The 15,953-nt window shown below is 75.1% G+C and carries 18 protein-coding genes; 4 read left to right on the plus strand and 14 right to left on the minus strand.

What is annotated here, in order from left to right:
* Positions 1 to 3: 3 nt before the first annotated feature.
* Positions 4 to 4,035, minus strand: a complete 4,032-nt coding sequence (locus ACWPWV_RS05945; protein WP_454042011.1) for an SCO7613 C-terminal domain-containing membrane protein — start codon at positions 4,033 to 4,035, stop codon at positions 4 to 6.
* A gap of 225 nt (positions 4,036 to 4,260) precedes the next feature.
* On the opposite strand from ACWPWV_RS05945, the gene ACWPWV_RS05950 reads away from it, so the two are divergent.
* Positions 4,261 to 4,587, plus strand: coding sequence for a hypothetical protein (locus ACWPWV_RS05950; RefSeq protein ID WP_454042012.1), 327 nt, complete (start codon positions 4,261 to 4,263; stop codon positions 4,585 to 4,587).
* Positions 4,588 to 4,631: 44 nt separating this feature from the next.
* The gene (locus ACWPWV_RS05955) at positions 4,632 to 4,991 is read left to right on the plus strand and encodes a hypothetical protein (protein ID WP_454042013.1); all 360 of its coding nucleotides are present in this window, start codon (positions 4,632 to 4,634) and stop codon (positions 4,989 to 4,991) included.
* A gap of 39 nt (positions 4,992 to 5,030) precedes the next feature.
* Here ACWPWV_RS05955 and ACWPWV_RS05960 read toward each other — a convergent pair whose 3' ends face one another.
* Together ACWPWV_RS05960 and rpmF are read right to left on the minus strand one after the other, a co-directional pair.
* On the minus strand, positions 5,031 to 6,329 hold the full coding sequence (locus ACWPWV_RS05960; protein ID WP_454042014.1) for a YibE/F family protein: 1,299 nt from the start codon (positions 6,327 to 6,329) through the stop codon (positions 5,031 to 5,033).
* A gap of 101 nt (positions 6,330 to 6,430) precedes the next feature.
* Positions 6,431 to 6,601 (minus strand): 50S ribosomal protein L32, encoded by a 171-nt coding sequence (gene rpmF, locus ACWPWV_RS05965; protein WP_454042015.1) that lies wholly within the window; start codon positions 6,599 to 6,601, stop codon positions 6,431 to 6,433.
* 157 nt (positions 6,602 to 6,758) lie between these two features.
* On the opposite strand from rpmF, the gene ACWPWV_RS05970 reads away from it, so the two are divergent.
* Positions 6,759 to 7,130: a hypothetical protein gene (locus ACWPWV_RS05970; protein ID WP_454042016.1), complete on the plus strand. Its 372-nt coding sequence runs from the start codon at positions 6,759 to 6,761 to the stop codon at positions 7,128 to 7,130.
* A 134-nt stretch (positions 7,131 to 7,264) separates the two neighbouring features.
* On the opposite strand, the gene ACWPWV_RS05975 is transcribed toward ACWPWV_RS05970, so the two are convergent.
* The 9 genes from ACWPWV_RS05975 to rpmB all read right to left on the minus strand — a co-directional run bounded on the left by ACWPWV_RS05975 (position 7,265) and on the right by rpmB (position 12,068).
* Positions 7,265 to 7,546, minus strand: a complete 282-nt coding sequence (locus tag ACWPWV_RS05975) for an HU family DNA-binding protein (RefSeq protein WP_087470693.1) — start codon at positions 7,544 to 7,546, stop codon at positions 7,265 to 7,267.
* A 132-nt stretch (positions 7,547 to 7,678) separates the two neighbouring features.
* Positions 7,679 to 8,071, minus strand: a complete 393-nt coding sequence (locus tag ACWPWV_RS05980) for a Fur family transcriptional regulator (protein ID WP_251152274.1) — start codon at positions 8,069 to 8,071, stop codon at positions 7,679 to 7,681.
* 76 nt (positions 8,072 to 8,147) lie between these two features.
* Positions 8,148 to 9,155: a metal ABC transporter substrate-binding protein gene (locus ACWPWV_RS05985; protein ID WP_454042017.1), complete on the minus strand. Its 1,008-nt coding sequence runs from the start codon at positions 9,153 to 9,155 to the stop codon at positions 8,148 to 8,150.
* A gap of 126 nt (positions 9,156 to 9,281) precedes the next feature.
* Positions 9,282 to 10,694, minus strand: a complete 1,413-nt coding sequence (gene aztD / locus ACWPWV_RS05990) for a zinc metallochaperone AztD (RefSeq protein WP_454042018.1) — start codon at positions 10,692 to 10,694, stop codon at positions 9,282 to 9,284.
* A 214-nt stretch (positions 10,695 to 10,908) separates the two neighbouring features.
* Positions 10,909 to 11,031, minus strand: coding sequence for a type B 50S ribosomal protein L36 (gene ykgO, locus ACWPWV_RS05995; RefSeq protein WP_454042019.1), 123 nt, complete (start codon positions 11,029 to 11,031; stop codon positions 10,909 to 10,911).
* A complete protein-coding gene (locus ACWPWV_RS06000; RefSeq protein ID WP_454042020.1) occupies positions 11,028 to 11,321 on the minus strand; it encodes a type B 50S ribosomal protein L31 in 294 nt (97 codons plus the stop codon). Before ACWPWV_RS06000 ends, ykgO begins: the two co-directional genes overlap by 4 nt.
* 38 nt (positions 11,322 to 11,359) lie before the next feature.
* On the minus strand, positions 11,360 to 11,665 hold the full coding sequence (gene rpsN, locus ACWPWV_RS06005) for a 30S ribosomal protein S14 (protein ID WP_454042021.1): 306 nt from the start codon (positions 11,663 to 11,665) through the stop codon (positions 11,360 to 11,362).
* Positions 11,665 to 11,832: a 50S ribosomal protein L33 gene (gene rpmG / locus ACWPWV_RS06010; protein WP_251152020.1), complete on the minus strand. Its 168-nt coding sequence runs from the start codon at positions 11,830 to 11,832 to the stop codon at positions 11,665 to 11,667. Before rpmG ends, rpsN begins: the two co-directional genes overlap by 1 nt.
* Positions 11,832 to 12,068 (minus strand): 50S ribosomal protein L28, encoded by a 237-nt coding sequence (gene rpmB, locus ACWPWV_RS06015; protein ID WP_435737980.1) that lies wholly within the window; start codon positions 12,066 to 12,068, stop codon positions 11,832 to 11,834. Before rpmB ends, rpmG begins: the two co-directional genes overlap by 1 nt.
* 118 nt (positions 12,069 to 12,186) lie before the next feature.
* On the opposite strand from rpmB, the gene ACWPWV_RS06020 reads away from it, so the two are divergent.
* Complete coding sequence (locus ACWPWV_RS06020; protein WP_454042022.1) at positions 12,187 to 13,365, plus strand: CobW family GTP-binding protein; 1,179 nt, start codon at positions 12,187 to 12,189, stop codon at positions 13,363 to 13,365.
* 220 nt (positions 13,366 to 13,585) lie between these two features.
* Here ACWPWV_RS06020 and ACWPWV_RS06025 read toward each other — a convergent pair whose 3' ends face one another.
* Together ACWPWV_RS06025 and ACWPWV_RS06030 are read right to left on the minus strand one after the other, a co-directional pair.
* Positions 13,586 to 14,203, minus strand: coding sequence for a DUF1775 domain-containing protein (locus tag ACWPWV_RS06025; protein ID WP_454042023.1), 618 nt, complete (start codon positions 14,201 to 14,203; stop codon positions 13,586 to 13,588).
* Positions 14,200 to 15,948 carry a copper resistance CopC/CopD family protein gene (locus ACWPWV_RS06030; protein WP_454042024.1) on the minus strand — a complete coding sequence of 583 codons (1,749 nt, stop codon included), beginning with the start codon at positions 15,946 to 15,948 and terminating at the stop codon, positions 14,200 to 14,202. Before ACWPWV_RS06030 ends, ACWPWV_RS06025 begins: the two co-directional genes overlap by 4 nt.
* Between the last annotated feature and the right edge of the window lie 5 nt (positions 15,949 to 15,953).

Raw genomic sequence — 15,953 nt, forward strand, 5'->3', positions numbered from 1 at the left:
AGCTCAGCGCAGGTCGCGCACGTAGGCGGCGGCGCCGTCGTACGCGGCGATGCGCCGCTCGTAGTAGGTCGCGATGATCAGGAGCAGGCCGCCCGCCGCGGCGAGCGTGAGCATCCACGGCCCGGCCGAGATGCGCGTCCCGAGCTGGGACACGAACACGACGAGGATCTCCACCGGGAGCACCGCGACGCCGAGGAGGAACGGCGCCGCGAGGTGCTTGCGGGTCCCGACGAGCACCGCCGCGAGGGCGATCACCACGACGAGCATCGCGCGCCACGTCCGCGCGTCCGTGTAGGTCGCGAGGACCGACGGACCGAGCGTCGCGAGGATGCCCGGCGCGAGCAGCGCCCACGACCCGACGCGTCCGAGGGGCCATGCCCGACGTCCGGCACCGGTAGCGGCACCCGGCCCGCCGTCCGCGCGGCCGGGGCCCGAGGGTGCGGCGCCCGACGACAGCGCGGGCGTGGACGTCGCCACGAACGCGAGATAGCCGGCGACGAGCAGGCCCGCGCCGAGAGGCAGCGAGAACACCTCGACGCGCAGCTCGCGGGGTGACCACGCGCCGATCGCCGCGACGAGCGCGAGCAGCCACGTGAACCACGCCGGAGGCAGGTCGCCGAGACCGCGCAGCGCTCGCCGGACGCCGACGACGACGAGCACCAGGAGGAGGACCTCGACCGCCCAGACCGCGGCGATCGACCCCCACACGGGTCGCACGTTCGCGACGACGCCCGCCACCGCGAGCACGAGCGCGGGAGCCGCGGCCCAGGCCCGGACCCGGCCGCGCCACGACCGCGGTGCGCCGCGCGCCGCGAGCAGGCCCGCACCCGCCGCGCACGCCCCACCGGCGAGCGCCCACGCGGATCCGAGCACGAACAGCGCTCCCCCGCCCTGCAGGTGCGCCACGTGGAGCGACTCGACGGTCCCGGCGCTCGCCGCGAGGACCGCGAGACCACAGAGCCGGAACACTGCTGGACGCGCCCACGCGGGGGCGGGCCGCCGTCGTGACACCAGGGCGGCGGCTCCGACGACGAGCAGTCCGGCTGCCGCCACGAGGGCGGTCGCGCGCACGTCCCCTGCGCCAGGCCGTGCCACCAGGACGAGGAGCGACGGCGCGACGAGCAGCGCGCCGCCCGCCGTCGCGAGGTCCCAGCCGCGGCGCCCGCGCCGTGCGAGGAGCACGCCGACGACGAGGGCTGCGAGGCCGGGCGGTGCCGTGTACGCCTCGACGAGGCCGACACCCGCGTCCGCGAGCGCCGTCCAGACGGCGACGGTGGACAGGGCGCCCATGAGCCACCAGGTCGCGGTGCGGTCGGGCGTGCGGGCGACGAGCGCCGCACCGACCGCGAGGAGCAGGAGGACCGCCACGGCGACGTCGGGCCCCGCGGCGGGACGCGCGTAGGCGAGCCCGACGGTGATCGCCCCGGTGAGCGCGGCGCTGCCCTCCAGCACCGTCCGGACCCCGTGCGCGTCGCCCGCGCGCGCGACGACCGCGCGGTCGACGCCACGGGCAGCGGCCGCGACCGCGGCGACGAGCGCCGCGACGACGGGCAGCACGACGGGAGAGCCGCTCCCGGGCACCAGCATCGCCCCCGCGCTCACGACGGCGACGGACGCCGTCGGCAGGGCGAGGCCCGCGCCGGCGAGCCGCAGCCCCGGTGCCGTGCCGGCTCGTCGCGTGACGACGAGGACGACCTCGAGCGCGAGCATCGCGACGCACGCGACGACGGACCACCAGCTGCGCTCGGTGGCGACGGTCGCGACGCCCACGACGAACGGCACGGCCGTGACGGCGAGGACCGCCCACCACGTGTCGCGCCCCACGTGCCGGACGAGCGTCGTCGCGAGCGCCACGACCGACGCGACCGCAGACACCGTGCACAGGGCGGCGACGCCGCTCAGACCGGCCCAGCCGAGCGTCACACCGAGGACGACGAGCCCGTACGCGTACGCGGTCGCGACGAGCGCCGCGTGCGTGGAGCGCGGCACCGTCGCCCGCGCGGCGAGCAGGAGCGCACCGACGGCCACGGCACCGACGGTCGCGGTCGGCCGCGACGTCCAGGAGCCGACGAGGAGGAGGCCGGTCGCGGCGAAGACGCCGACGACGCCGACGGTCCGCCACCGGGCGACCTCGCCGCCCGCCGTCGCGACGCGGCGCCGTGTGCACGCCACGAGGAGCAGGGCCGCGACCACGGCGAGCAGCACGAGCGACGACACGCCCGCGAGCCGCGGGTCCAGCACGAGCCCGAGGACGAGCGCCAGGGCGAACCACGGCGCGGTCGCGCGCCCCCCGGTCGTGACAGGACTGTCGGTCCGGACACGTCCCGCTGCCGTGCCGGGGATCGCGGGCGAGCCGGGGGTCGCGGCGGCGAGGACGCTCGGGCTGCCGAGCGCGAGCCGCCCGGCGACGAGCGCGACGACGAGGAGTGCGAGCACGCCGACGTGCACACCGGTGACGAGCGGTCCCGCCCAGGACGTGCTCGCCGCGCCGTCCGCGGACGGCGTCCACCAGGCGTCGCTGCCGAGCGCCGTGGTCCCGAGCCGTGCGACCGGTCCGCCGGCCGCACCTGCGACGACGTCGAGGACGCGGGCGGGCAGCCCGAGCAGCGCGCCCGTGCCGAGCAGCAGGACGGTCGCACCGCCGCCGAGCAGGAGGTCGGACCGGGAACGGGTCGCCAGGGGCGTGCCGCCGCGGAGCGCCGTCGTGACGCGCGGCTCGCTCCCGGCGACGAGAGCGAGCCAGCCGAGGGCCGCGCACGCGGGGACGAGCCCCAGCCGGAGCAGGTCGTCCGACACGCCGAGCAGCCCGGCGGCGAGCACCGCGGTCACGCCCGTCGCGGCGAGCCACGCGCGCTCGTGCGTGACCAGCCGCAAGGCCACCCCGACGAGCGCGCACACCAGCACGAGCCCCGACGCCGTGAGGCGCCCCGGCGTGCCGGGCGTGTCCAGCGCGGTGAGGGAGACCAGCACGGCCAGCGGGAACAAGACCGACCGCACGACCTGGGACAGTCGTCGCTCGGGTGCGAGCGCGGAGCCCAGGCGCGGGCCCGTGCGGCGTGCGACGACACCCGTCGTCGAGGACACGAGGCTCGCCGCGAGCAGCCCGAGCACCCAGGACCAGGCGCTCGGCTCCACGCCGGCGGCGAGGAGGGGCACGACCGGAGCGAGGACGACCGCGCTCGTCACCCAGGCGCGGACACGGGCGCGGTCCCCCACGACGCCGAGCACGACGACGGTGCCGCCGAGCGCCAGGGCGCGGGCGAGCAGCGGGTCGGCGCCGGTGAGGAGCCCTGCCTGGAGCGCGAGCTCCGCGTCGACGAGAGCGAGCACGACCGCGAGCGCCGCGACGGCCTCCGCCGACGACCGCAGCCCCGTGCGGCGGAGCAGGACCGCGGCGGCGAGCGTGAGGACCGTGACCACCCCGGTCGCGACGGCCCGCAGGGCGAGGGCGTCGCCGAACGTGAAGAACACGAAGACGACCACGGACACGGCGAGAAGCCCCGCGCCGGCGGCGGCGAGCACCGGCTGCAGGCCGACGCCCCCCGAAGCACCGGTCCCGCGGGTGGGGGCGGTCGACCTGACCGCGCCCGCGGTCGGGACCACGGGTCGGCCGCGCGACGGCGACGGCGCAGGCCCCGTCCGGGGCGGCAGGGGCGCGGCCCCGCGTCCCGACGGGTCGAGCGGGCGCATCGGGGTCGGCGGCCCCGCGAGGGAGCGGGTCCCGGACCGCGCGGGGCCCGGCGACGACCCGACCTGGTAGACGCCGGGGGGTGCGGCGGCGCGTTGCCGGTCGGCTGCGCGTGCCCACGCCGCGGCGTCGGGCTGAGCGGCCCGCAGCGCGTCGAGGGCGTCCTGGCGCCGTCCGAGCGCGTCGGCGGCCTCGCGCGACGCGCCGTCGACCGCGAACGCGAGCGGCCCGACGAGGTCGAGACGGCAGCGGTCGCAGCGGGTGGAGCGCAGGGGCGCGGCGCACGCGGGGCACGAACGGGTGTCGGGCAGCCGCGCCAGCGCGACGTCGACCCACGGCTCTCTCATGCGGACATCCTGGCGAAACCGCGCGCACCGTGGGGGCCGTGTCCGCGGCGGGAATCGTGGCAGTCCGGTGAAGGCAGTCCTGTCCGAGCGCGCGAGACTACGCCTCACTCGCGACGCACGCACGGTAGATGCATTCCAGTTGCAAGGCCTATCGCGCGTTGAGACGGTCGAAGAGCAATGAGATCCACCTATCCGCAGCACGATTGAGCCAAGGAGTGGTATCACATGGCAAGCCAACGACCCCTGCGACGGGCGCTCGCCGTCGGCGCGAGCGCGGCGCTCGCCGTTACCGGTCTGAGTATCGCCGCTCAGCCCGCGTTCGCCGCACCGAACGAGTGCGGCACGGTCGCCGTCGACAAGGCGTGGCCCTGGGACTACGAGGGGCGGCTCGTGCACAGCTGCTCGGGCGGCACTCAGGTGACCTACACGATCGACTGCCTGTTCAACGACCAGACGGTGACGCACTACTTCGCCACCGGCCAGAGCATCTCCATCCCGGTGACGTGCCACGAGCCGACGAACACGCTCATCGGCGCGACCTTCTCGTTCTGACCCACGCTCCCGACCGACGCCCCGAGAGGGCGGAAGGGTGAATCATGACCTCCAGGAACCTCGTTCGACGCGCCACCGCCGCAGCAGGCGCCGTCGCTCTCGCCACCGCGTTCGCCACCGTGGGCGCGACCGGCGCCCAGGCCGCCGGACAGCCGACCGCAACCAGCCAGGCAGCAGGCCTGAGTTGCGACGCGGCGTGGTCCGAGCCGATCGACGGCTGGGGCATGGTGCGCGTGCACCACAGCTGTTCCGGCTCCGGCCTCGTGAAGTACACCGTCAACTGCTGGATCGGCACGCCCGTGGAGTTCACCGCGCAGTGGAGCCAGTCTCAGAATCGCTGGTGGGACGTGCAGTGCGGCTTCGGCACCAACGGCGTGTGGTCCGTCAACTACGAGATCGTCTGACCGCTCCCGGTCTCGTGGACGGCGTGACGCCACCCGGCGTCACGCCGTCGCGGCGCCCGTCGGCACGCTGGAGGACAGCGCGGCGGGCGACTGCCCGGTGGACGACGACGGGTCGGTCGCCACGGCGCCCGGCACCGCGACCGCCGCGATCGCGGTGGTGACGGGGATCGCGAGGACGAGCCCGATCGACCCGACGAGCGTGCGCACGACCTCCTCCGCGATCTCCCCGGAGGTGAGGCTGGTCGCGAGCGACTGGTCCGACAGGTACACCGCCATGAGCAGCGGCAGCGCCGCCCCGACGTACGCGAAGGCGATCGTGTACACGGTCGAGGCGATGTGGTCGCGGCCGATGCGCATGGCGCGCGTGAAGAGCTCGGCCCGCGTGGCGAGCGGCGCGACCGCGCGCAGCTCCCACACGGCCGACGCCTGGGTGATGGTCACGTCGTTGAGCACGCCCATGCCCGCGAGGACGAGCCCGCACAGGACGACGCCCTGGATGTCGATCGCCGGCGCGTACTGCGGGATCCACAGCGACTCCTCGGACGTCAGCCCCGTGATGTTCGACGCGCCCGACCCCCACGACCCGAGCAGCGCCGTGAGCGCGAGGCCGACGAGCGTGCCGAGCAGCGCCGTCGACGTCCGGGCCGTGAAGCCGTGGGCGACGTACAGGACGACGAACATGACGAGCGACGACGTCACGAGCGCGACGCCGAGGGCGTCCTGGCCGGTGAGGAGCGCGGGGAGCGTGAACCAGCCGATGACGGCGAACGCGCCCGCGAGGCCCGCGAGCGCCGCGAGGCCGCGCCACCGCGCGACGGCCAGCACGACGAGCGCGTACGCCGCCGCGAGGATCCCGATCGGCAGCCCGCGCTCGAAGTCGAGGAACACGAACGGCGTCCCCCCGCCGGCCTCCGCGCCGGAGATGAACAGGACGCGCAGCCGGTCGCCCTCGTCGAAGCCGTAGGCGAGGTACTCGGGCGGCGCCTGCACGGTGATCTCGTCGCCACCGACGTCCTGGCCCCCGGCGCGCGACCCGTCGTCGAGCCGCGCGAGGACCGACGACGTCTCCTCGTCCACCGGCCCTGTGACCGTCGCGCGCAGCACCGAGCTGCCCTCCGCGGCGACGGGGATCCTCGCGGGGACGTCGGAGGCCGCGGGCCAGAGCGCGACGAGCCCGGCGAGGGTCGCGAGCAGGAGCGGGACGAGCAGCGCGGTGAGGGTCACCCGCACGCGCCGGGTCGCGGGAGCGGCGGGCCCGTGGGCGTGCGCGTGGACCGCGCCGGACCCGCCGGGGTGCCCTGTGATGCGCGCCGCGCGGCGGGTGGTCGGTTCGGTCACCGGACGATGCTGCCACGCTCGGCATGCCGCCCGGGCGACCCCGCGCCGTCGGGCCCGTCCGTCACGGCCGGGTGCTCATGGCCGGGAGCCCTGCCGGCGCGTCACTCGGGGAGGCTGACGAGCCCGCGCCGCACGCCCGCGACGAGGCGGCGGGGCACCGCGACCTCCCGCCCGTCGACGACGACCGTCACGAGGGGCACGACCTGCGCCTTCCACTGCGAGCGACGGGCACGGGTGTTGGAGCGGGACAGCTTGCGCTTGGGCACGGCCATGAGGAGGTCCTTCCGGGGTCGGGAGGACGAGTCTACGAGTAGTGATAACGGTTATCAACTGATCCACGGTACGGACCGGTAGCATCCGACCCGCCGCGCGGTTCGCGCGGCTCCGCCCGGGCGCGTCCGCGCGCCCCGCACCCGCCAGGAGCACCGCATGGCCACCGTCGACTACTTCCTCACCGGCGACCGCGACGCCGCCCGTCACCAGCTTGCGACGGCGCTCCACGAGCAGGGCTTCACCGTGACCACGCAGCCCAGCGGCCAGTGGTCGGTCGAGCGCGGGAGCAAGACGAGGACGTTCTGGCTCGGCGCGTTCGCCGGCAAGCAGCAGCACCTCGTGTTCACGGTGGACTTCATGGAGCACGACGGCGTCCTCGTCGCACGCGTCCAGCGGCCCACGGGCCACGGCGCGATGGCCGGCGCGGTGGGCGTCGCGCGGTCGAACAAGGCGTTCTCCGAGGCGGACCAGGCCATCGGGACCCGGCTCACGCAGGCCGGCATCCTCGCGAACGTGGTCCACGCCTGACCGTCCGCCCGGCTCGCTCCCGCCCGGGCGCGCGGCGAGCCGGATCCGGGTGAGCACGACGAAGGCCCGGGCCCCGTGAGGGGCCCGGGCCTTCGTCACGCCGACCGGCCGACGACGGCTCGGTCAGCGGGACGTCACTTGGCGACGGCCTTCTTGAGCAGGCTGCCGGCGCTGATCTTCACGCCGAAGCCGGCCGGGATCGAGATCTCCTCGCCCGTGCGGGGGTTGCGACCCGTGCGGGCGGCACGCTCGACGCGCTCGACGGACAGGAGGCCCGTGACCTTGACGGCCTCGCCCTTGCCCAGCGACTCGATGAGCACCTCCTGGAAGGCGTTGAGGGCCTTCTCCGCGTCCGCCTTCGACAGGTCGGCCTTGCTGGCGATGGCCGAGACGAGCTCGGACTTGTTGAGCGACATGCGAATCCCTTCCTCGGTTCACGACGCGCGGTGGTCACCACGCGTCGTCACGGTCTCAGTGTGCCAGCCGAGGGGCCGTGCACCGGGGACAACACTAGGGAACACGCGGAGTTTCGCGCGACTTCTGGCGCCTCAGCCGGCGTCGGACGCCTCCGCGCGACACGTCGCGCACGTGCCGAAGAGCTCCACGACGTGCTCGATGTCGACGAAGCCGTGCGACGAGCCCACCGTGCGGGCCCAGCTCTCGACGCTCGGGCCGTCGATCTCCTCGGTGCGTCCGCACGAGCGGCAGACGAGGTGGTGGTGGTGCTCGGTCCGTGCGCACCGGCGGTACAGGTTCTCGCCCTCCGCGGTGCGCAGGGTGTCGACGACTCCGGCCTCCGACAGCGCCTGGAGCCCGCGGTAGACGGTCGCGAGACCGACCGCGTCACCCCGGGCGCGCAGGTCCTGGTGGATGTCCTGCGCGCTGCGGAAACCCGCCTGCGCGTCGATCGCCTCGAGCAGCACGGCACGCTGCCGCGTCATCCTCTGCACGACGACCACCTCCTCCGTCCGTGGAACGCCCGAGCATCTCACGGGATTCCGGAGGATCGCCGCCGCGTCAGCCGGCCGCCTCGCACACGAGCCCCTGCTGCAGGGCGCCGAGGTTCGCGCGCATCGTCCCCAGGTAGTCGGCCTCCTCGTCGGTGTGCCCCTCGAGCGGGTCGAGCATCGCGGTGCCCACGCCGAGGTCCGCGGCCAGGGTCTCGGTGACCTTCGGGCTCACGAGCACCTCGAAGAAGAGCGTCTCGACGCCCGCCTCTTCGACGACGCCGCGGACCTCGCGGAGCCGGGCCGGCGACGGCTCGGCCTCCGGGTCGATCCCGGAGATGCCGACCTGGACCAGGTCGTACCGCTCGGCGAGGTAGCCGAAGGCCGCGTGCGAGACGACGAGCGTCGCGCCCGCGCACGCCGCGAGGCCCGTCGCGTACTCCTCGTCGAGCGCGACGAGGTCGGCCTCGAGAGTTTGCGCGTTCGCGGCGTAGTCGTCGGCGTGGTCGGGGTCGATCGCGGAGAGCTCCTCGGCGACCTGGTGGCCGACGGTCGCGAGCCGCGTCGGGTCGAGCCAGAAGTGCGGGTCGAGGGCGGAGCCCTCCGGCGCCGGGGCCGCCGAGCCGTCGGGCCCGGCCTCCAGCCCCGCGGCCTCGGCGGCGTCGAGCACGTTCTCCGGGTCGCGGGCGGCGACCGCCTCGTCGGTCGAGGGCTGCATCCCCGACAGGTAGACGACGAGGTCGGAGCTCCCGATCCGGCGCACCTGGGCGGGCGAGAGCTCGAGGTCGTGCGGCTCGGCCGCGGGCGGGGTGAGGTTGCGGACGGCGACGTGGTCGCCGCCGACACGCTCCGCGACGTACTCCAGCGGGTAGAACGACGCGAGGACCTCGACCCCGTCGTCGGCGTCGGCGCCCGCGGGCGTGCAGGCCGCCGTGAGCGTCAGGGCGAGGATCGCACCGGCAGCGAAGGCGGCGCGGCGTCGCGGGCGGGTGCGGTCGGCGCGGGTGCGGTCGGCGCGGGTGCGGTCGGCGCGAGTGCGGTCGGCGCGAGTGCGAGCGCGCGGGTCAGGGCGGGTCATGGGGTGCTCCGTGGATCGGTGGGCGTCCGGCGAGGGTCGGGCAACGCCTGGGCACGCGGACGGCCGCGGCATCCGGTCGGCGGACCGGGTACCGCGGCCGTGCGGCGCGGGCGCGCGGGGTCGGGCTCAGCCCGCCGGAGTGGTCTCCTCGTCCGCGTGCTCGTGGTCGTGGCCCTCGTCGGAGTGGTCGTGGCCCTCCTCCTCGGAGTGCTCGTGACCCTCCTCGGCGTGCTCCTCCTCCGCGTGCCCGGCCTCGCCGTGCTCGGCCGAACCGGCCTCGACGTCGCCGGAGATGCCGTTGATCTCGTTGGGCTCGACGTCGAGCTCGACCGAGTTCCAGACCTCGCCCGTCTCGACGTCGACCGCGTGGATCGCCTGGTTCGCCGGGTCGGTGACGTACGCGGAGCCGTCGAGCACGAAGATCGCCGGTCGCGGCGACTGCCACTCCTCGGGCTCCTCCCACGCGTCGATCACCGGGATCGAGCGCGCGAGCTCCTTCGTCTCCGGGTCGATGACGTGGATCTGACCGTCGGTGCCGAGCACGAGGGCCTCGCCCTCGGTGCCGCGGGCCAGCGACCGGAAGGTGTAGCTCGACGGCAGGTCGACGAGCGTCAGCTCGCCCGTCGCGGTGTCGGTCAGCGAGACGCGCGTGGGGCGCTCGAGCTCCGCGTCGGGGTCCGACTTGTAGTCGCCGAGGACGACCGTCGACTCCTCGCTGCCCGCCTGGTTGCCGATGCGGCCGTACGCGTCGGGGCTCGCGACCTTGGTGATCTGGCCGTCCTTGTAGACGAGGACGCCGTCCTCGCACCCGATGAGCACGGCCTCGTCGGCGGCGACGGCCTCGCCGTGGACACCGGGGCACTCGTCGGACGCGGCGATCTCGGCGCCCTCGGCGTCGAGCACACGGATGCCGGTGCGCGCGTCCTCGGTGCCCTCGGAGACGACGAGCGTGCCGTCGGACAGCTCGACGGCGACGCCGTGGTGCGCCTCCGTCGTCGCGAGCTCGCGCGCCTCGCGGGACTCGTCCGCGACGTCGCCGGAGTCGAAGACCGCGATCTCGCCGGTGCCGTCGTCGAACAGCGCGGTGCGCCCGGCGTGCACGACGACGTGGCCCGGCTTCTCGGCGCCGAACATCACGTCCGTGAGCTCGGGGTCCGCCGTGTAGTAGTGCGAGTGGTCGCCGTGCGGCTCTGCCCAGGCCCCGCCGTCGAGCACCTGGAAGCCGCCGGTCGTCGAGACGAGGAGGTGGCGGCCGTCGCCCGCGCCGTTGAGGCGGTTGAAGCCGTCGAGCTCGAAGTCCTCCAGGACCTCGAGCGTCTGGGCGTCGAGGACCTGGATCCCGCCGTCGTAGGTGACGGCGAGGCGCGGGGTGCGGGCCGAGGCCTCGCTCGGTTCGTTCGCGGTCTCCTCCGCGGCGGGCGAGCTCGGGGCCTCCTCGGCGGCGGGCTCGCCGGACGAGCAGGCGGCGATCAGCGCGAGCGGGAGCAGCATCCCGAGCGCGGCGAGCGGTCGGGTGCGGTGGCGTGCGGTGAGGGACATGCGTGGGTCGGGCTCCGCGTGGTGGCGTGCGGAACCCACTCCTTTCCGGTGGGTCCGAGGAAGCCGGTCGCCCGGCTCGTCGCCACAGTAACAGTAATCAGAACCGTTCTCATTATCGTCGCCAGGAGATCCCGGAAGCCGGCCGATGCACGAACGGCTCGAGCGATGCACGCAGAGGTGCATCGCTCGAGCCGTGGTGCGTCGCGCGCCCCGGTCAGCCCTGACGGGCCTTCCAGCGCGGGTTCTTCTTGTTGATGACGAACGTCCTGCCATGCCGGCGCACGACGATCGCGCCGGGCTTGTCCTTCAGCGAGCGCAGCGAGGCGCGGACCTTCATCGGGCACCGCCGCCCTGCGCGCGCGCGCCGTAGCGCTGACGGAACCGCTCGACGCGGCCCGCGGTGTCCACGACGCGCTGCGTGCCCGTGTAGAAGGGGTGGCTCGCGCTCGAGATCTCGACGTCGACGACCGGGTAGGTGCTGCCGTCCTCCCAGACGACCGTCTCGCGCGGCACGCCCGGTCCGCCCGGGTGGTCGCCCGCGAGCGTCGACTGCGTGAGGAACGCGAACTCGGCCGACTTGTCGCGGTAGACGACGGGTCCGTACTGGGGGTGGATGTCCTTCTTCATTGCTTGCCTCCGTACTGCTGTCGTGACGGCGGCGGCCGTCACCAGCTCGACTTCGTGACTCCGGGCAGCTCGCCGCGGTGCGCCATCTGACGCATCCGCACGCGCGAGATCCCGAACTTCCGCAGGTAGCCGCGGGGGCGGCCGTCGCCGACGTCGCGGTTGCGCAGGCGCGTCGCGCTCGCGTCGCGCGGCTGACGCTGCAGCTCCGCGGCCGCGGCGGCCTTCTCGTCGGACGTGGCCGTCGGCGAGGCGACGACGCGCTTCAGCTCGGCGCGCCGCTCGGCGTACCGGGCGACGATCACCGCGCGCTGCTCGTTCCGCGCGATCTTCGACGTCTTGGCCATCAGCGCTCCTCGCGGAAGTCGACGTGGCGCCGCGCGACGGGGTCGAACTTGCGCAGCACGAGCCGGTCGGGGTCGTTGCGACGGTTCTTGCGGGTCACGTAGGTGAACCCGGTGCCGGCGGTGGAACGCAGCTTGATCACGGGACGCAGGTCCTGGCGGGTGGCCATCAGAGCTTCTCCCCTCTCGCGAGGATCTCCGCCGCGACGACGTCGATCCCCTTGCGGTCGATGGTCTTGATGCCGCGCGTGCTCACGCGCAGCGTGACGTGGCGCCCGAGCGAGGGCACCCAGTAGCGCTTCTTCTGGACGTTGGGGTCGAAGCGTCGCTTGGTCCGCACGTGGGAGTGCGAGATCGAGTGGCCGAACCCCGGCGAGGTGCCGAGCACCTGGCAGACGGCGGACATGGTGTTCCTTCCTGGACGATGACGAGACGATAGGTACTGAGAATCGTTCTCGTCAAGGTGTAGAGTCCAACACGACCACCCGCCAGGTTGTTCCCGCGCCCAGAACTGGAGCCCCTGCATGACCATCGACCACCCGGACCCGCTCGACCCCCGCCTCCCGCTGAGCGTCGTCGCGACCGTCGACGCCGTCCTGCGCGACTCGGCCGTCTTCGGGCTCGCCGTCGGCGGAGAGAGCACCGTGGTGCTGCGCCACGACATCCTCGCGACCGACGGCGAGCTGCGGCGCGTCGTCGTCGACGCCACCGGCGTGGTGGAGGACGTCCGCGTCCCGCTCGAGCACGCGTGCCTGTCCTGCGCGGTGCGCGAGGACGCCGTCCCCACGCTGCGCCGCCTCGCCGCCGACGGCCGCTGGGACCACGTGGCGCTCGCGCTGCCGGTCGGCGCCGAGTCCCTGCCGGTCGCGAGGGCGCTCGCCGGCACGAGCGCCCCGGGCGGCGAGCTCGAGCGCCTGCGTCTGGCGACCGTGCTGGCCGTCGTGGACGTCGAGGAGGTGGAGCACGACCTGCTCGGCGACGACCTCGTCGACGAGCGGGGGATCGCCCTGACCCCGGACGACGAGCGAGCGATCGGCGAGGTGCTCGCGGCCCAGCTCGAGCACGCCGACCTCGTCGTGACGACGGGATCGCCCGAGGTGGCACCCACCGGCTCCGGCCTCGTCGACCGCCTGCGCGGTGCCGGCACCCGCCGGATCGACGGCCTCCACGCCCTCGACGTCGCGGACCTCGCGAGCGGCGTGCACGACCCCGCCGCCGCCGAGCGGCGCGCGCACCCGCTCGGCGCACGCGGCGCCCGGCGCACCGCGGACGGCACGCGCCGTCCGGGCGACCGGAGCTGGACCCTCGAGCTGCGCTCGGCGCGACCGTTCGACCCGGAGCGCCTACTGCGCCGGATCGAGGACCTCGGGACCGGACCGTTGCGCTCCCGGGGCGTCTTCCACGTCGCCAACCGGCCCGACTCGCTGTGCGCGTGGGACGGGGCCGGCGGCCAGCTCTGCATCGGCGGGCTCGGCACCTGGGACGACGCGAGCACCGCGGAGGGGACGCCCGTCCGCCCGCACACGCGCATCGTCGTCGTGGGCGCCACGGACCCCGACACCGGAGGGGACGACCGCGACCGGCTGCTCGACGCGTTCGGCGAGGTCCTCGCGACCGCGGACGAGCTCGCCGACGGCGGGCTGCGCTGGCTCGGCCGCGAGGACGTCCTCGCGCCGTGGCTCGGCACGCGCAGCGAGGTCTGACCCTGCCGCCCTGCGGGGGACGGACCGGGAAGGACGAACCGGTGGCGGTCCGCCACGTGAGCTCCCCCCAGCGGAGCTCACGTCGCGGACCGCCACCGGTCCGGGTGTCGTCGCGTGACCCGTCGCGACGACGTCCCCCACCTGCGAACGAGGGGTGACGGAGTGGTTCGGGACACCGCACGAGAGTGACCTGCGTCACATCCCGTTCGCGATCAGTGTGTCAGACCCCCTGACGCCGACGCGCGCGGACCGCCCACGCCCCGCCCGCACCGGCGAGCGCGGACGCACCGACGACCCCCGCGACGAGCGGTGCGAGCGGCGTCGGCGGCTCGCTCGCCGGCAGCCGTGACGCGGTCGGGGCACTGAGCGTGGCCGCGGTCGCGACGAACGTGGGAGCCGGGTGCGCTCCGGAGGGGTCGGTGTCGCTCCAGTCGTGAGAAGCCCCGGACGGGCACTCCTGGACCGCCGGGAAGGCGAACGACTGGCCGATCTCGCCCGTGACCCGGACGTCGACGGTGAACGCCGCGCGCTCGCCGTCGGGGACCGGTGCCTCCTCCCCGGACCACGCCACGCCGTCGACGCCCACCTCCGACGTCCAGCCGTCGGGCTGGTCCGCGGCGAGCAGCTCGACGCCCTCGGGCATGGTGACCCGGAGAGCGTCGGTGGGCTCGCCGTCGCACCCGTGGTCGAACGTGAACGTGATCCGCGCGGTCCCGTCGCCGAGCGGCTCGACGGTCTCGAGGAGCACGTGCGCCGCCGCCGGGCTCGACGCGGCGACGACACCGGCCGCGGCGAGGACGAGCGCGGCGGTCGCCCGACGCAGGGGTCGACGGGTCATGACGTCACCTCCAGGGGGATCTCGACGATAGGGGCCTCGTACTTCGAGGTCCGGACCTGCACCGTGACCGTCCACGACCCCGCGAGAGGAAGGTCGAGCGGGGCCTCGTACGTCCCCGGCCCGGTGCGCACGAGCGCGTGGGCGAACGGCCCGAGCGCGGGATCGGCGAGCGTCGTCGTGAGCTCGGGGTCCCCGACGGGCTCGAGCGGTGCCCCGTCGGCGCCCAGCAGGACGAGCTCGAGCGCGTTGACGCCGACGGCGCCCGGCGTGACCCGGGCCTCGAGCGTCCCGTCGCCGAGCGGCCGGGTCTCCTCGACGGCGGCCGGTGCGGCGTCGGTCTCCGCCGGAGCGGTCGCGACCCCGTCTACCGGGCTGCGCGAGACCAGCACGCCGGTCACGGCGAGCACGACGACGAGCAGCCCTGCCTCGAGCGCGACGGTCCGGCCGAGCCGGCGCGAGGCCGGCGCGCCGGTCGCCGCCTCGGTGGTTCCCGCCGTGCGGCTCGTCGTCCCGCGGCCCGACCGTGCGGCGAAGGACGGGACGAGCCGGTAGCGGTTCCACGCCGCGACGCCGACGACGCACAGCGCGACGCCGACCTTGACGAGGAGCGCCTGCCCGTACGCGGTCGAGACGAGCGCCTCGACGGTCCCGACGATCCGCCAGCCCAGCACGACGCCCGTGAGCGCGAGGGCGAGCACGACCCACGCGCCGAGCGCGGAGAAGCGCGTCACGGTCACGGCGGCACGCCGCTCGTCGACCTGGGACGAGCGTGCGAGCACGAGCGCGAGCCCGACGACGCCGCCGATCCACACGGCCCCGGCGACGACGTGCAGGACGTCGGCCGCGACGACGAGCACCGTCGGCCCGAAGGTGCGCGTGTGGCCGACGAGCACGAGGGCGCCGAGCGCGAGCGCCGCCCCGCCGAGCGCGACGCCCGCCGGCCAGACGGCGCGGCTCTCGCGTGCCGCCCGCGGCGCCAGCAGGGCCGCGGCCGCGAGGCCGGCCACGCCGAGCGCGGCCGCGAGGGCGGTGTCGGAGGTCAGGCCCGAGCGCCACGTCGCGACGTCGAGCACGGCGTCCAGCCCGCCGCCCGCCTGCCACGCCGTCGTGAGCGGCACGCTCAGCACGAGCCCCACCACGCCGGTCGCGAGGCCGACGAGCCGGGCACGCTGCAACCGCGACCGCACGCGCGGCATGGCCCCGGGCGTGGCGTGCAGGACGAGGAGCTCGAAGACGACGAGGCCGGCGACGAGGAGCGTGCCGAGGTAGACCGCCGCCTGGTCGGCTGCGCGCACGGCGACGAGCGCACCGGTGGGCTCGGCGACACGGGCCTCGACGGTCGTCGCGCTCGGCGCCCCGACGGAGAAGCTGAACGCCCCGGCGACCGGGTGCGAGTCGAGGGAGATCACGCGCCAGCTCACGACGTACGTCCCGTCGCCGAGCGTCCCGTCGGGCGTGATCACGAGCGCGTCGTCGACCGCGGAGACGTCGACCGCGACGTCGGAACCGTCCGCGGAGAGCACGGTCGTCCCGCCGTCGACGACCCGCACGGGCTCGTTGAAGGTGATGGTGAGGGCGTCGGGCGGGGCGTCGAGCACCGCGCCGTCCCGCGGGTCGGTGCCCACGAGGACGGCGTGCGCCGCGGCCGGGCCGCTCGCGAGGAACACGAGCAGGACCGCGGCCGCGGCACCGACGACCAGCACCACCACCCGGCGCAGCACCGAGAGGTGGGTCGTGCTGGTCATCGTGG

It is taken from the genome of Cellulosimicrobium sp. Marseille-Q8652, from assembly GCF_965112045.1.

Coding starts and splice junctions, on each gene's coding strand:
- ykgO (WP_454042019.1), bottom strand. CDS start 11,031: ATGAAGGTCCGCGCCTCGCTGCGCTCGCTGAAGGACAAGCCCGGCGCG.
- ACWPWV_RS05955 (WP_454042013.1), top strand. CDS start 4,632: ATGACCTCCAGGAACCTCGTTCGACGCGCCACCGCCGCAGCAGGCGCC.
- ACWPWV_RS06000 (WP_454042020.1), bottom strand. CDS start 11,321: ATGAAGAAGGACATCCACCCCCAGTACGGACCCGTCGTCTACCGCGAC.
- ACWPWV_RS05985 (WP_454042017.1), bottom strand. CDS start 9,155: ATGACCCGCCCTGACCCGCGCGCTCGCACTCGCGCCGACCGCACTCGC.
- ACWPWV_RS05970 (WP_454042016.1), top strand. CDS start 6,759: ATGGCCACCGTCGACTACTTCCTCACCGGCGACCGCGACGCCGCCCGT.
- ACWPWV_RS06020 (WP_454042022.1), top strand. CDS start 12,187: ATGACCATCGACCACCCGGACCCGCTCGACCCCCGCCTCCCGCTGAGC.
- rpmF (WP_454042015.1), bottom strand. CDS start 6,601: ATGGCCGTGCCCAAGCGCAAGCTGTCCCGCTCCAACACCCGTGCCCGT.
- ACWPWV_RS05945 (WP_454042011.1), bottom strand. CDS start 4,035: ATGAGAGAGCCGTGGGTCGACGTCGCGCTGGCGCGGCTGCCCGACACC.
- aztD (WP_454042018.1), bottom strand. CDS start 10,694: ATGTCCCTCACCGCACGCCACCGCACCCGACCGCTCGCCGCGCTCGGG.
- ACWPWV_RS06030 (WP_454042024.1), bottom strand. CDS start 15,948: ATGACCAGCACGACCCACCTCTCGGTGCTGCGCCGGGTGGTGGTGCTG.
- ACWPWV_RS05980 (WP_251152274.1), bottom strand. CDS start 8,071: ATGACGCGGCAGCGTGCCGTGCTGCTCGAGGCGATCGACGCGCAGGCG.
- ACWPWV_RS05950 (WP_454042012.1), top strand. CDS start 4,261: ATGGCAAGCCAACGACCCCTGCGACGGGCGCTCGCCGTCGGCGCGAGC.
- ACWPWV_RS06025 (WP_454042023.1), bottom strand. CDS start 14,203: ATGACCCGTCGACCCCTGCGTCGGGCGACCGCCGCGCTCGTCCTCGCC.
- rpsN (WP_454042021.1), bottom strand. CDS start 11,665: ATGGCCAAGACGTCGAAGATCGCGCGGAACGAGCAGCGCGCGGTGATC.
- rpmB (WP_435737980.1), bottom strand. CDS start 12,068: ATGTCCGCCGTCTGCCAGGTGCTCGGCACCTCGCCGGGGTTCGGCCAC.
- rpmG (WP_251152020.1), bottom strand. CDS start 11,832: ATGGCCACCCGCCAGGACCTGCGTCCCGTGATCAAGCTGCGTTCCACC.
- ACWPWV_RS05975 (WP_087470693.1), bottom strand. CDS start 7,546: ATGTCGCTCAACAAGTCCGAGCTCGTCTCGGCCATCGCCAGCAAGGCC.